The sequence below is a fragment of the Paenibacillus sp. J22R160 genome, from assembly GCF_059692135.1.
In genome coordinates, this window is record NZ_JCAUAU010000006.1 from 152,166 (window position 1) to 165,731 (window position 13,566).

General features: G+C 52.9%; 13 protein-coding genes and 1 riboswitch. Of the genes, 2 read left to right on the forward strand and 11 right to left on the reverse strand.

What is annotated here, in order from left to right:
- Positions 1–260 precede the first annotated feature (260 nt).
- The 8 genes from thiC to AC58UW_RS16060 all read right to left on the reverse strand — a co-directional run bounded on the left by thiC (position 261) and on the right by AC58UW_RS16060 (position 7,750).
- A complete protein-coding gene (gene thiC / locus AC58UW_RS16025) occupies positions 261–2,048 on the reverse strand; it encodes a phosphomethylpyrimidine synthase ThiC (RefSeq protein ID WP_497421646.1) in 1,788 nt (595 codons plus the stop codon).
- Between the two features lie 14 nt (positions 2,049–2,062).
- Positions 2,063–2,716, reverse strand: a complete 654-nt coding sequence (thiE, locus tag AC58UW_RS16030) for a thiamine phosphate synthase (RefSeq protein ID WP_497421647.1) — start codon at positions 2,714–2,716, stop codon at positions 2,063–2,065.
- On the reverse strand, positions 2,713–3,585 hold the full coding sequence (gene thiD / locus AC58UW_RS16035) for a bifunctional hydroxymethylpyrimidine kinase/phosphomethylpyrimidine kinase (RefSeq protein ID WP_497421648.1): 873 nt from the start codon (positions 3,583–3,585) through the stop codon (positions 2,713–2,715). Before thiD ends, thiE begins: the two co-directional genes overlap by 4 nt.
- Positions 3,586–4,428: 843 nt before the next feature.
- Positions 4,429–4,557 (reverse strand): hypothetical protein, encoded by a 129-nt coding sequence (locus tag AC58UW_RS16040; protein WP_497421649.1) that lies wholly within the window; start codon positions 4,555–4,557, stop codon positions 4,429–4,431.
- 416 nt (positions 4,558–4,973) lie between these two features.
- On the reverse strand, positions 4,974–5,741 hold the full coding sequence (locus tag AC58UW_RS16045) for a thiazole synthase (RefSeq protein WP_497421650.1): 768 nt from the start codon (positions 5,739–5,741) through the stop codon (positions 4,974–4,976).
- A gap of 6 nt (positions 5,742–5,747) precedes the next feature.
- Positions 5,748–5,945, reverse strand: a complete 198-nt coding sequence (gene thiS, locus AC58UW_RS16050; RefSeq protein ID WP_497421780.1) for a sulfur carrier protein ThiS — start codon at positions 5,943–5,945, stop codon at positions 5,748–5,750.
- Complete coding sequence (gene thiO, locus AC58UW_RS16055; protein ID WP_497421651.1) at positions 5,935–7,122, reverse strand: glycine oxidase ThiO; 1,188 nt, start codon at positions 7,120–7,122, stop codon at positions 5,935–5,937. Before thiO ends, thiS begins: the two co-directional genes overlap by 11 nt.
- Complete coding sequence (locus AC58UW_RS16060) at positions 7,106–7,750, reverse strand: thiamine phosphate synthase (protein WP_497421652.1); 645 nt, start codon at positions 7,748–7,750, stop codon at positions 7,106–7,108. Before AC58UW_RS16060 ends, thiO begins: the two co-directional genes overlap by 17 nt.
- Before the next feature lie 143 nt (positions 7,751–7,893).
- Positions 7,894–7,992: riboswitch (TPP riboswitch) on the reverse strand.
- A gap of 160 nt (positions 7,993–8,152) precedes the next feature.
- Between AC58UW_RS16060 and AC58UW_RS16065 the strand changes: the two genes are divergently transcribed.
- Positions 8,153–9,139 carry a bile acid:sodium symporter family protein gene (locus tag AC58UW_RS16065; protein ID WP_497421653.1) on the forward strand — a complete coding sequence of 329 codons (987 nt, stop codon included), beginning with the start codon at positions 8,153–8,155 and terminating at the stop codon, positions 9,137–9,139.
- 713 nt (positions 9,140–9,852) lie between these two features.
- Here AC58UW_RS16065 and AC58UW_RS16070 read toward each other — a convergent pair.
- Positions 9,853–10,263, reverse strand: coding sequence for an FAD-dependent oxidoreductase (locus AC58UW_RS16070; protein ID WP_497421654.1), 411 nt, complete (start codon positions 10,261–10,263; stop codon positions 9,853–9,855).
- Positions 10,264–10,452: 189 nt separating this feature from the next.
- Here AC58UW_RS16070 and AC58UW_RS16075 point away from each other — a divergent pair, with 189 nt between their 5' ends.
- A complete protein-coding gene (locus AC58UW_RS16075) occupies positions 10,453–11,181 on the forward strand; it encodes a hypothetical protein (RefSeq protein WP_497421655.1) in 729 nt (242 codons plus the stop codon).
- A gap of 564 nt (positions 11,182–11,745) precedes the next feature.
- Here the strand turns inward: AC58UW_RS16075 and AC58UW_RS16080 are convergent.
- Both AC58UW_RS16080 and AC58UW_RS16085 read right to left on the reverse strand, forming a co-directional pair.
- Positions 11,746–12,267 carry a YbjN domain-containing protein gene (locus AC58UW_RS16080; protein WP_497421656.1) on the reverse strand — a complete coding sequence of 174 codons (522 nt, stop codon included), beginning with the start codon at positions 12,265–12,267 and terminating at the stop codon, positions 11,746–11,748.
- 170 nt (positions 12,268–12,437) lie between these two features.
- Positions 12,438–13,475, reverse strand: coding sequence for an eCIS core domain-containing protein (locus tag AC58UW_RS16085; RefSeq protein ID WP_497421657.1), 1,038 nt, complete (start codon positions 13,473–13,475; stop codon positions 12,438–12,440).
- Positions 13,476–13,566: the final 91 nt, after the last annotated feature.

The window sequence follows — 13,566 nt, forward strand, 5'->3', positions numbered from 1 at the left end:
CAATTTTGCCGTGGAAATAAGCGTCTTTGGTCAACTCTTAATCTCTTACGAGATTAATTAAACGACGGTCAAATCTTTTTAACCGTATCATAATGCGAAAAGGAAATCATGTCAATTGCCGTTTCTGCAATGCTCATAGACATCCCCCTCACTTAAATGTTTCAACGCGTTAACGAATTACCGAAGTTAAGCTTTATTCTCTATGGTAGCAAAAAGGGACGTTTCTGTCACCAAGAAAGGTAGAAACGTCCCATAATTATTTAGCTGTAGATCTGGCTCCCTGCTTCACGGAACTCTTTGGACTTCTCCTGCATCCCACTGCTAAGGGCGGCTGCTTCATCCAGCCCCTGTGCATGCGCATACTGCCTGATATCCTGCGTAATTCTCATGGAGCAGAACTTCGGACCACACATGGAACAAAAGTGTGCTGTTTTCGCGCCTTCTGCCGGCAGCGTCTCATCGTGATACTCGACCGCACGCTCCGGATCGAGCGAGAGATTGAACTGATCGCGCCAGCGGAACTCGAAGCGCGCCTTCGACAGCGCGTTGTCGCGAATTTGCGCGCCCGGGTGCCCTTTGGCCAGATCGGCGGCATGCGCAGCGATCTTGTACGTGACGACCCCAACGCGGACGTCCTCTTTGTTCGGGAGGCCAAGGTGCTCCTTCGGCGTCACATAACACAGCATCGCCGTGCCGAACCAACCGATCATCGCTGCCCCAATAGCAGAGGTGATGTGGTCATAGCCCGGCGCAATATCTGTCGTCAGCGGCCCTAGCGTGTAGAATGGCGCTTCATCGCAGACTTCCAGCTGACGGTCCATGTTTTCCTTGATCATGTGCATCGGCACATGACCCGGGCCTTCAATCATCACTTGGACGTCATGGCGCCAAGCGATTTTGGTCAGTTCGCCGAGCGTATCCAATTCGGCGAATTGCGCCTCGTCGTTCGCATCTGCGATCGAACCGGGACGCAGCCCATCGCCCAGAGAGAAGGCGACGTCGTAGGTTTTCATAATTTCGCATATCTCTTCAAAATGCGTATACAGGAAGTTCTCTTGGTGATGCGCCAAGCACCATGCAGCCATAATTGATCCGCCGCGAGACACAATACCCGTTACACGCTGAGCTGTCATTGGAATGTAACGCAGCAGCACGCCTGCATGAATCGTGAAATAGCTGACCCCTTGCTCCGCCTGCTCAATCAGTGTATCCCGATACACCTCCCAGGAGAGGTCCTCGGCTTTGCCGTTTACTTTCTCAAGCGCTTGGTATAAAGGAACCGTCCCTACTGGAACCGGTGAGTTGCGAATGATCCACTCGCGTGTTGTATGTATGTTTTTACCTGTCGATAAATCCATGATCGTATCTGCGCCCCAACGGGTGGCCCACGTCATTTTCTCCACCTCTTCCTCAATGGAAGAAGCGACAGCGGAATTACCAATGTTGGCATTGATCTTTACCAGAAAGTTGCGTCCGATGATCATGGGCTCACTCTCTGGATGATTAATATTAGAAGGAATAATGGCGCGGCCTAGCGCGACCTCTTTGCGCACAAACTCGCTATCAAGATTCTCGCGAATCGCAATGTACTCCATCTCAGGCGTTACAATACCTTTGCGGGCGTAGTGCATCTGTGTTACGTTGGCGCCTTTTTTGGCGCGGAGCGGTCTCCGGTGCAGGCCTGGGAATACTTCCGCTGCCCCTCTTGCGTCTGGTGAGGAGAGTCCGTTATCTTCCGGCTTTATTTCACGCCCCTCATAGGCTTCTACGTCCCCGCGCTCCTCAATCCATGATAAGCGATTAGCCGGCAGCCCTTGGCGAATATTGGTATTTTCCTCCGTATCCGTATAAATACCGCTTGTGTCATACACATGTACAGGTTCATTCGCCACTTCGTCACCGTGAATATTCGTGGAAGTCCCGAGCGAAATTTCCCTCACAGGTACTTGGATATCCGGTCTGGACCCTTGTACATACACCTTTTTACTGCCAGGAAATGTAGAAACTTGAACGTCTTTCACGGGACTGCTGTTCTTGCTTGTTGTCACATCATGACCTCCTTTTAATGGGTTATTGTTAAAATGCGGACCAGCTCCGACGCCGCTTCCTGCGGGGAGCGCGCGCCAGCGATCGCGCTCACAACGGCTACGCCATCCGCCCCTGCGCGGATGACGGGCAAGGCATTCGCGGCATCGATGCCGCCGATGCCGACCAAGGGCAGCCGGATGCCGCCTTCGCGCATCCGGGCAATCATGGCAGGCCCCTGGACCTCACGCGCATCGAGCTTCGTGCGCGTGGCGTATTGGGGGCCTACGCCCAGGTAGTCGGCGCCTTCGGCTAACGCCGACTGCGCCTCCCCCAGATCGTGGGCTGACACGCCCACGATCATATGCTTCAGCCGCTTCCGCACGGCGGCGGCTGGGGCATCCTCTTGGCCGATGTGAATACCATCGGCCTCCAGCTCTAGAGCAAGCCTTTCATCGTCGTTCACGATGAAAGGGATCTTGTGCTGCGCGCACAGGCCGCGCAGCCGGGCGCCCAGCTCGAGCAGCGCCGGCCCCTGCAAGGCGCCTGCGCCTTTCTCGCGGAGCTGAAACATCGTGATGCCGCCGGCAATCGCAGCCTCCAGCACCGCATAAGGGTCAGCCCCTCCGCAGTTCGGGCTGCCCATGACCAAATACAAACGCAGCTCTTTGCGTAGTTGTTCGCTATTCATCGCGTCCCTCCAGCATAAACATCAAGGCTCACAATGACGGTGTTAGAGGCAGAAGCAGCGCTCTCCTGCCTTTGCCCGCGTTGGTACGCCCAATGGTTCGTAGGCCCATGACCGCTTCCAATATTCAGCGGTTCGGCTATAGCTGCTTGGATGAAATTTTTGGCCAAACGTAAAGATTCTGAAGCTGGCAGACCCTGCGCAAGCCCTGATGTGATAGCCGCGGCAAACGTGCAGCCGGTACCGTGCGTATGCGGTGTATGTAGCCGGCGGGAAGAAAACTCTGTGAACGACTTCCCGTCATAAAACAGGTCCGTAGCATACAGCGTATCCGCTTCATGTCCGCCTTTGATCATCACATGCCGACAGCCGTATGCATGGATTATTCTTGCTGCTTGCTGACGCGACTCGCTATCCGTGATCGATATTCCGCTAAGCGCCTCCGCTTCCGGAATGTTCGGTGTGACCACGTCAGCCAGCGGCAGCAGGTACTCAAGCATGGCGTCAATCGCCTCTTGCTGAAGCAAAGAGGCGCCGCCTTTGGCAATCATGACGGGATCGACGACGACTCGTTCCCATTTGTAGCTTTTTATCGCCGCAGCTACGATTTGGATAATTTCAGAGGAGAACAGCATCCCGGTTTTGAGCGCATCCGGGCGCAAATCAACTCCGATGGACGCTAGCTGCTGCTCTACCGCCTGGGCGCTCATCGGATACACGCCTTGAACGCCAAGTGTGTTCTGCGCGGTCACAGCAGTAATCACCGACATGCCGTAGACGCCCAGCTCTTGGAACGTCTTTAAATCAGCCTGAATTCCTGCTCCCCCTCCGCTATCGGAGCCCGCGATCGTCAACGCTTTATAAATGGACATTTTGGCCTGGCTCCCCCTTTCGAATGGTTAAAAACTTAAGTCCCTAAGCTCCTTGCGGCTGAGATGGCCTTTTCCGTCCGCTCGTTGGCGGCAGCGCCGGTTTTCCAGCCCGAGATCGCCTTTTCGGCTCTCTCGTGCGAGCTTATTCGCCCGTTACTCGCCGCCTTGCGGCTGAGACGGCACTTTCCGTCCGCTCGTTGGCGGCAGCGCCGGTCTTCCAGCACGAGACGGCATTTTCGGCTCTCTCGTGCGAGCTTATTCGCCCGTTAAACGCCGCTTGCGGCTGATACGGCATTTTCGGCTCTCTCGTGCGAGCTTATTCGCCCGTTACTCGCCGCCTTGCGGCTGAGACGGCCTTTTTCGACCGCTCGTTGGCGGCAGCGCCGGTTTTCCAGCACGAGGCGGCCTCTTCGGCTCTCTCGAGCGAGCTTATTCGCTCGTTACTCGCCGCCTTGCGGCTGAGACGGCACTTTCCGTCCGCTCGTTGGCCGCAGCGCCGGTTTTTCAGCACGAGGCGGCATTTTCGGCTCTCTCGAGCGAGCTTATTCGCTCGTTACTCGCCGCCTTACGGCTGAGACGGCCTCTTCCGTCCGCTCGTTGGCGGCAGCGCCGGTTTTCCAGCACGAGACGGCATTTTCGGCTCTCTCGTGCGAGCTTATTCGCCCGTTACTCGCCGCCTTGCGGCTGATACGGCCTTTTTCGACCGCTCGTTGGCGGCAGCGCCGGTTTTCCAGCACGAGGCGGCCTCTTCGGCTCTCTCGAGCGAGCTTATTCGCTCGTTACTCGCCGCCTTACGGCTGAGACGGCACTTTCCGTCCGCTCGTTGGCCGCAGCGCCGGTTTTTCAGCACGAGGCGGCATTTTCGGCTCTCTCGTGCGAGCTTATTCGCCCGTTAAACGCCGCTTGCGGCTGAGACGGCATTTTCCGTCCGCTCGTTGGCCGCAGCGCCGGTTTTCCAGCACGAGACGGCATTTTCGGCTCTCTCGTGCGAGCTTATTCGCCCGTTACTCGCCGCCTTGCGGCTGAGACGGCCTTTACCGTCCACTCGTTGGCGGCAGCGCCGGTTTTCCAGCACGAGACGGCATTTTCGGCTCTCTCGTGCGAGCTTATTCGCCCGTTACTCGCCGCCTTGCGGCTGAGACGGCATTTTTCGACCGCTCATTGGCGGCAGCGCCGGTTTTCCAGCACGAGACGGCATTTTCGGCTCTCTCGTGCGAGCTTATTCGCCCGTTACTCGCCGCCTTGCGGCTGAGACGGCACTTTCCGTCCGCTCGTTGGCCGCAGCGCCGGTTTTTCAGCACGAGGCGGCATTTTCGGCTCTCTCGAGCGAGCTTATTCGCTCGTTACTCGCCGCCTTACGGCTGAGACGGCCTCTTCCGCCCCCATCCCTAAACCCGGCTAAAACCATCCATCGGGCTGCTTGCCGAAGCATAACGCTTCTTCGGAATTCGGCCTGCCTCGAAGCCAGCGCGTCCCGCTTCAATCGCGAGCTTCATGGCGTAAGCCATTTTAACCGGATCCATAGCACCCGATACCGCTGTATTCAGCAGCACGCCATCTGCACCCATCTCCATTGCAAGCGCAGCATCCGAAGGAGCGCCAATGCCAGCATCGACGATGACTGGCACCGTAGCTTGCTCAATAATGAAGCTCAAGTTGAGCGGATTGATAATGCCTTGCCCTGTGCCAATTGGTGAAGCTCCCGGCATGATGGCATGCACCCCGAGCGCTTGCAGGCGTTTAGCCAATAGCACGTCATCCGACGTATATGGCAGCACGATGAAGCCCTCTTCCAGCAGCATCTCAGATGCTTTTAATGTTTCGACGGGGTCAGGCAGCAGCGTCATCTCATCTCCAATGACTTCGACCTTAATCATGTCGCAAAGCCCGGATGCCTTCGCCAATTTGGCGATGCGCACCGCTTCCTCCGCTGTTTTGGCCCCTGCCGTGTTCGGCAGCAGCGTGAAGTTCGACACATCCAGCATGGATAAGAAATTCGGCTGGCTCGCCTCAAAAATGTTCATCCGCCGCACCGCAAACGTCAAAATCTGCGATTCACTCACATCAACAGCCTGTTTCTGAATATCAAAATTAGGGAATTTGCCTGTGCCTAACAATAATCTCGAGCGAAACTCATATGGTCCGATTTTTATCATGGTTAATTATCCCCCTCCAACAAAATGAACGATTTCAATTTTATGTCCTTCTAATAATTCTGTTTTCACGTGATCTTCTTTTTGTAAAATGTTGTGATTATGCTCGACGACGAGCATTTTCTCTTGCAGCTCAAAATGTACAAGCAGTTCATCAATCGTCCGAATCGTATCCGGCACCTCGACGCTTTGACCGTTAATGTGCAGCTTCAATCCTGTGCAGCTCCTCTCCTATTCGTTGCACGCCTTCCACCCGCTTGGATGCTCCCGACAGATCTGGGCTAAAAGCAGGCAGATTAGCTTGCAAGGCACCTAAGTCCTCGCCTGACACAAGCTGAGATATGACCTTCCCCGTGACTGGGCTGAGCAAAATACCATTGCGGTAATGCCCGAAGGCCGCAAATAATCCCTCGTACATCGGGACTTTGCCGATGTACGGCATGCCGTCTGGCGTCTGCGGGCGCAGGCCCGACCATGCTTTCTCCCACTCGGCTTCGCCGATTGCGGGCATTAATTGCTTCGCTCTCGCCATCAGCTCTGCCAGTCCTGCCAGCGACACCTTGCGGTCGTAGCTGCTGGGCACAACCGTCGCGCCGACGAGCAGCCGTCCTCCCGCTTTGGGGACAATATAGCACCCTGGCGTGAACAGGGTCTTCTGCAACTCACGCTTCTCGGTGAGAACTGAGAAGCACTCCCCCTTCACGGGATACACCGGCAGGTCGATCCCGCTGCCAGCCAGGAGCTGACCGCTCCACGTCCCGGCCGCCACAACCACCTGGGCGCTATACAGCGGTCCCTCGCTCGTCATGACGCCGATGATGCGATCGCGCTCCGTCAGCAGCCCTTGAACTTGGGCGAATTCCTGCAGCTTCGCCCCGAGCACCCGCGCTGCCTGCGCGAAGGCCGCCGCCAGCTGCGGCGCCTCCACCTGCCCATCCTTCGGCAGGTACAAAGCTCCGCGCGTCGCCCTGCTCAGCGCGGGTTCGAGCTCTGCGGCTGCAGCTGCGCTCAGCCACTCCGCTCTTTCGCCCGCTGCGCGTTGGAGTTTCTCCCTCGCGCGCAGCTCCTGTTCCTGAGCGTCGCTGAGCGCGACGTTCAAGAGCCCTTCACGGACGAGGCCGATGTCGATGCCCGTGAGGCTTTGCAGTTCCCCGCTCAGTTCGGGGAACATCGCTCTGCTATGCCGGGCCCACTGGAACAGGGGCCCTGTGTCCTCCATCTCGGACTGCGCTCCGAGCATGCCGGCTGCGGCAGCCGAGGCCTCCGTCCCTAGTCTGCTGCGCTCCAGCAGCGTGACGGACTGGCCTCGCTTCGCCAAGTGATAGGCGATGGATGCGCCTATCACGCCTCCGCCAACGATGATAACGTCACTCGTATGCTTCATATCTCTCACCTCTAATTTCTTCTAGCTGCAATTCTCGGAGATAAGCTTTTACCGTTTCCACAGGGTCTGCCGCCTCCCAAATGCCGCTCATCACCGCGATGCCGGATGCTCCCGCTGCAAGGACAGACTTTACTCTTTCAGGTGTCATGCCACCAATTGCGATGACCGGAATCGTGACCTGCTCGGCAACATGCCGTAGTTGTTCAAGCCCTCTTGGCCCAACCCCCAACTTTGAGTTCGTTGCAAAAATATGGCCATACATGATGTAATCCGCCCCCTCCCGCTCGCGTTTTACGGCTTCCTCAGCGCTATGTACGGAGACTCCCGTTCGATGCACACTTTGGCAGCTCTCTCTTATCTCCAGCAGCTGTGGAGAGTTTTCGGGAAGGTGCAAACCTCCAAGCCCGGCAGCGGCTGCCATCCATGGATATCCGTTGATACAAAGGATTTGCGCAGGTACGCCTTTTTCCAATAAATACTGTACGCCCATAAAAACTTCATCCATCGGCTTCGTTTTCTCGCGAATATGAATGGCCCTGACATAAGGATGAATCTGGGTAGCAATCGCCGCCATATCCTTCCATGCCAATTTGCCGTTCGATATCACATGCAGCTCGCACTCGGACATTGAGGTCCGCCTCCTCACTTTGAACCGCTGTATCAATAGGCCCAGGCACCCTTCAGCGCCAATCAAGACGCAAAAAAACCACTTTTCCAGAGAAAAGTGGTTGTAGGTTGCCCGCATAATAATCATGCATAAATGAGGCGCCAAAAGTCCGGTTTCCACTTTCCTCCGCTGGTATGACCCAGTTCAGGTTCAAAGGGTTCAGATTGCTCTGTCTCAGCCTTGCGGCGCCCCTAGGGATACATTCGTATTCATTTGTTCATTATCATAACACGGTATCCAGTCGTTGGAAATAGAAATTTCCATCCCATCTTATCCTAGTCACCCTAACTTATTGCTCTTATAATAGGGAGAACGCGAACCTCGGCCCTTATTCCCCATTGTCAGGAAGGATGAACACCCTAGATGCTATCTCAATTGAATCGTCAACTAGAAAAAATTATGCCGCTCATCACGCCGGTCAGCGTACTTATCGGTGTTTGGCTTGGCAGTCATTTATCCAGCTTTACCTTCTTATCGCCTTGGCTGTTTGCTTTTATGACGTTTTCGGGCAGCATTAGCTCCAGCTTCAAGGAATTTGTTAAAGTTATCGTTCAGCCTCTACCTCTTATTACTACACTGCTTATTCTGCATGTTGGCATGCCGCTGCTTGCGTTTGGGCTCGGGCACGCTGTTTACAGCCATGAATCGTTAACCATCACTGGCCTCATTCTCGCAGCAGCCATTCCAACAGGAATTACAAGCTTCGTGTGGGTCGCCATTTATCGTGGAAATATCGTGCTCACGCTCTCCATTATTCTCATGGATACCGTTCTTTCACCGTTTGTTGTCCCTTATACACTCTCTGCGCTGGTCGGCACGAAAGTCCACATGGACACTTTGGCCATGATGAAAGGTCTGTTCTTCATGATCGTCGTCCCCTCCATTCTAGGTATGCTGCTTAACCAATGGACAAAAGGAAGAGTTAAGGAGCAATGGAGCGGTCGTCTAGGCCCTTTTTCGAAAATATGCATGGGCATCGTTGTCGCTATTAACAGCTCCGTTATCGCGCCATACTTGCGAGATTTTAATGCCAAGCTGCTTGGTTTGGCTGGGTTTGTACTAGCCCTCGCTTCCCTGGGCTACATCCTGGGATGGATCGTCGCGAAGTTGCTGAAGTGGGAGCAGGACGTCGTCGTAGCACTTACTTTTAATAGTGGCATGCGAAATATTAGTGCCGGCGCCGTGCTCGCTGTAGCGTACTTCCCGCCTCCGGTAGCGATTCCTGTTGTGCTCGGAATGCTGTTCCAGCAGTCGCTAGCGTCGTTATTTGGTTTTCTTTTGAACAGAAAATATGCCCTGAAAAATGATAGGCAGCCTAATCTAACTGCGAGTCGTGCCAAACAAGTTTAATGGAGGGGCTCCGTGTGCAGCTTCTCTTTTAAATTTGGAAATAAAAGGAACTTTTTACTCACACTTCAGTCTAATATTCTGGAGGTGATCGCATGTCATTGTTTAATAAACAGACTCATTTTCGAACAATTCTCAGTAGTTATCTCAAAAGTCCTCTGATCTGGTTCTGCATTGTAACAGGAATATTAATTGTGCCCCTTCTAGGCTACCTAGTACTTTGGCTATTAGTACTTGGAGAGTAACCACATGCCATTACGGAAGCAAGAGTTTGCCTATATTCAGTTGATGAATTTGATCCTCTGTTAAACCACTCAGCTTATTTTTGGCCGTCACACCATTCAAGGTAATTCCATACGTTATTTTTTAAATATTCATGCATATCTTTTTGTGTTAATTTACTTAAATCCCTCTCTCCTTTTAAATGCCCAAGTAGGATCCCTATGACTTCAGCAGCTAAAGAGGTATTAGCTTGAATGCGCGCACTGCCATAGGCGACAGATGAGGTCCCACGTTTTTACCTGCTAAAATGACGTTGGCAAACCCTTTGGGAATAAAAGAACGTAGTGGCATACCATATTTGTCGGGGTCCCCACTATGTTGTCCCCAAGTGTGACTTGCTGTTCCTTGAAGATAATTGGATATCCTCCGATACTCACGTTGTCCCAGAACATGCTGCCGCCCATCAGGTCCGATGCCTGCAATACATACTCCGTTTATATAGAGATGCCAGATTCAAATGGTATCCCCTTAATGAGTGAATTGAAATACTGCTCAAATTCATTTGCTTTTCTGATCTCACCACTTTTATAGCGATTAAAAAGCTCTTTTACTCTTCCCTGAAGCAAGGAATGATTTTGGTCATCAACCGGTTCATCCAGAAACTGCATCTGCCCTTGAATGAGCTGTCCTCCAGGTTGCTCTCTGGGATCTAGAATGGTCACCGACACCCCTTCGTCGATAGCCGCTCTGGCCAGATAAACGCCTTCTATTTCCGATCCAATCACAACAACATGGGTTGCTTGGTGTTTTTCTTTTTCCACTTGAGCTTTCTGCTGATCACAAGCAGCTATAAATAATAAACAGGTAAAAAGCAAACTGATTTCTAAGCCTTGATACTTTCTCATCGCTTCCTCCACATACAAATAATGGATATTCAACAATTTGACGATACCCCTGCTTTAAAGTTCAATCGCATTACACTCAGCCATCTTTAAGCTAACTTTTATCTACAATTCAGCTTCCCTTCTCTTTTTTTTCATAATTGGGCCGTACAATGAGGGAGAAGATCAAGGATAGGAGTGGTACATAAACATATGAAAATGAAACAAATAGCCGGCTTATGCATCCTTATTCCCGCATTGCTCAGCGGCTGCGGCAATCAAGCTTCCCCTCAGCAAGCAGCGGCGAGTACAGCTCAGCCTGGGCAGTCTTCGCAGCAGAACGCGCAGTCTACAGCCGATGGGAAGCAGGGCCAGAATCGGCCTGCCATGAGTCAGGCGCAGAGACAATTGTTCACCACCTTCCAAACGCTTCTCATGATGGACAAGGCTGAAGGACTTGCAATCACCAAGGAGCAGGCTCAAGTCATGCTGCCTGTTGCGCAGGATATCGAATCCAAAGCTGAGCTCAGCGACGACAACAAAACCAAGTTGTTCGAAAAGCTGACGGATGCTCAGAAGAAGTTCATCGACGACTCCGCGAACCGGATGGCTAATCGGGGGAATGGCGGCGGGAATGGACCAGGAGGAGCTAACGGCGGAAATCAAGGTGATGGCACGCGCGGGAATGGCGGCGGACAAAAAGGTGGAAAACCAGACGCCTCAGCATCGGCTTCACCGAATGCAGCAGCTTCACCCTCGGCTTCACCGAATGCAGCAGCGGGTTCAGACGGCACAGACACTGGGAAGCAGCCTCGCGAGAACGGCGGTAAAGCAGGCGGCAACCGTCCTGCCGGTGGCAACGGCAATGGCTTTGGCAATGGCGGGCAAATGAAAGATCCGGCCAAACAGCTTGTTGAGCTCTTGCAGGAGAGAGTGAAATAAAGCAACAAGTCTGCTTTAGAGGACTTCAGAGCCTGTCGATGCATGGATGACTGTTTTGGATAGATGGAAAAACTACCGTTAATCTTCTTAGCTTATTGGCTGGGAGCGAAATAGCGGTAGAATCTCCAGCTAATGGCCCCCTAGCTGGGTGAAAATGCGCTAGTTTGGCGAAATTAGCGGTAGAATATCCATTTAATTGGACAAAAATGGAATAATCCAAGGAAATAGCAGGAGTAATCGGCGTTAATTATGCATATCCCAGTTCTACCCTACCAGTTGCCCGGTTCCCAAGGGTGCTCCAACCAGCCATGCCGTTAATTAACCAAGAGGCCATCTTTTGGCGAGTAACAGGTAAATGGAACTATGATCTGCTATATCCCTATTTTCCGGCTAAATGGTCCGTCCAACGGGCAAATAACGCCCTGTAGTTCCGCCTAAGCTTGGAATAGGGCGATTTCGCACAAATAGCGGCCCCCAGTTCCCTTAAACTGGATCACACGAAAAAAGGGCTTCCCATCAGTAGATTCATCTACATTTGGGAAAAGCCCTTTTCGTCGTTCCTATTTAACCTCTAAGTGCCTGAACAACCTGCTCGGCATTAGCCTCACCGCTGGCTACCAGCTCGACATGATCGGCAAACATATCGCACATATAAACGAACAAGCTCAAAATTTCCAGCACTTCTTCGCTGTCAAAAGAGCGCCCAGCCGAAACACTGTACACATAGCGGTAATGCAGCTCATTATGCTCATTAATGCCATAATGGCCAATCGGCAATCGCGTATTGATTTCAAGCAGTACTGCAGCAACCTCATCGCGCTTTCCTTGTTCGAGGTGAAAAGGAAGCGTACTGTATATTTGCAGCAGCTGGATCGCAGCGATCTCTTCGTCATTTAAAGGTAAAAAGCTAAAGTGCAGAAAGCGTTCCCGCTCTTTTTTATCCTCTTGAAAACCCGCCATCAACACGTGAAGCGGAATCGCTTCTGATTTCTCCAACAAATTGGTGGCAAGACCTGTCTCATCCAAAATCTCTTTTAAAAGCCCTAACTGCGCGAAATGACGCGCGTGTACATGGTCTGGCAGCATATGTGTCCGCCCTCCTGCTATTCGTTTAATCTGATCATTCTTAACTTTCTCAAGTACAAATATACCTGCTCCCAAAGCTTCTGCGGTGCACCGAATTAGTTAGGCTCACTCCTGCATGCGAAAAAGCAACAGGCGACATTATTATCCCTGTTGCTCATAAGGAGATTCTCTTATTTGCCGCCTCGCTGTTGAATGACATGTGTTAACTCATGCCCAAGCAGCTCCTGGCCTTGATGCGAATCGGGGTTATACCGACCTTCTCGGAAAAAGATATCATTCCCTGTCGCAAATGCCTCCGCACCTAACGAAGCATTAAGCTTCGACGACTCGGAATCATGATGGATGTTAACATTACTGAAATCCGCGTTAAAAGCTGATTCCATCTTTGCTTGAATTTGCGCATCCATCTTACTGCCGCTGCCTTGCTTGGATTTAATCTGCGACTCAATGGAAGCCCCTGCCTCAAACGCTTCGCCGTCGGAAGACTTCATCTGCAGCTCTTCCTCCTCAGACTCCCCGCCTTCGCTCCGCTGAATCGTCTCCGAGGACGGCTTCATCTGCAGCTCTTCCTCCTCAGACTCCCCGCCTTCGCTCCGCTGAATCGTCTCCGAGGACGGCTTCATCTGCAGCTCTTCCTCCTCGGACTCTCCACCCTCGCTCCGCTGAATCGTCTCCGAGGAAGACTTCATCTGCAGCTCTTCCTCCTCGGACTCTCCGCCTTCGCTCCGCTGAATCGCCTCCGAGGACGGCTTCATCTGCAATTCTTCCTCCTCCGACTCCCCGCCTTCGCTCCGCTGAATCGTCTCCGAGGAAGACTTCATCTGCAGCTCTTCCTCCTCGGACTCTCCGCCTTCGCTCCGCTGAATCGCCTCCGAGGACGGCTTCATCTGCAGCTCTTCCTCTTCGGACTCTCCGCCTTCGCTTCGCTGAACATCAGCTGACGCCCCGCTGTTTTCTGAGGCAGCTATCTTGTCCGCCACTTCTTTGCCAACTTGATCAGCCTCTTGTTCATAGGCATCTCCAGCGGGTCCAACCGTCAACTTCGTCTGTACAGACAGCATGCTGCCTACCGCTTTGTTGCCCATGGCCCGTTGTATATTCATGAGGTCTGCTCCCGCAGACTGCCCTTGTGCATGGCTTTTGTTGCGAGGATGATTGTGCAGGGAAGTATCTGGCTGCCTGTTGATACGCGATAGATGCATTGGCATATGAACCCTCCTAGAATGGTAGTACTGAGTAAAATGCCATCAATCGACGGCTTGCGCCCCATCATTATCCGTGTCTGAGCGCATGATGTCA

Excerpts from the sequence above, each read along its gene's own strand:
- thiE (WP_497421647.1), bottom strand. The coding sequence starts at position 2,716 with ATGAATAGCGAACAACTACGCAAAGAGCTGCGTTTGTATTTGGTCATG.
- thiD (WP_497421648.1), bottom strand. The coding sequence starts at position 3,585 with ATGTCCATTTATAAAGCGTTGACGATCGCGGGCTCCGATAGCGGAGGG.
- AC58UW_RS16040 (WP_497421649.1), bottom strand. The coding sequence starts at position 4,557 with ATGCCGTCTCGTGCTGGAAAACCGGCGCTGCGGCCAACGAGCGGACGG.
- AC58UW_RS16045 (WP_497421650.1), bottom strand. The coding sequence starts at position 5,741 with ATGATAAAAATCGGACCATATGAGTTTCGCTCGAGATTATTGTTAGGC.
- thiO (WP_497421651.1), bottom strand. The coding sequence starts at position 7,122 with ATGAAGCATACGAGTGACGTTATCATCGTTGGCGGAGGCGTGATAGGC.
- AC58UW_RS16060 (WP_497421652.1), bottom strand. The coding sequence starts at position 7,750 with ATGTCCGAGTGCGAGCTGCATGTGATATCGAACGGCAAATTGGCATGG.
- AC58UW_RS16065 (WP_497421653.1), top strand. The coding sequence starts at position 8,153 with ATGCTATCTCAATTGAATCGTCAACTAGAAAAAATTATGCCGCTCATC.
- AC58UW_RS16070 (WP_497421654.1), bottom strand. The coding sequence starts at position 10,263 with ATGAGAAAGTATCAAGGCTTAGAAATCAGTTTGCTTTTTACCTGTTTA.
- AC58UW_RS16075 (WP_497421655.1), top strand. The coding sequence starts at position 10,453 with ATGAAAATGAAACAAATAGCCGGCTTATGCATCCTTATTCCCGCATTG.
- AC58UW_RS16080 (WP_497421656.1), bottom strand. The coding sequence starts at position 12,267 with ATGCTGCCAGACCATGTACACGCGCGTCATTTCGCGCAGTTAGGGCTT.
- AC58UW_RS16085 (WP_497421657.1), bottom strand. The coding sequence starts at position 13,475 with ATGCCAATGCATCTATCGCGTATCAACAGGCAGCCAGATACTTCCCTG.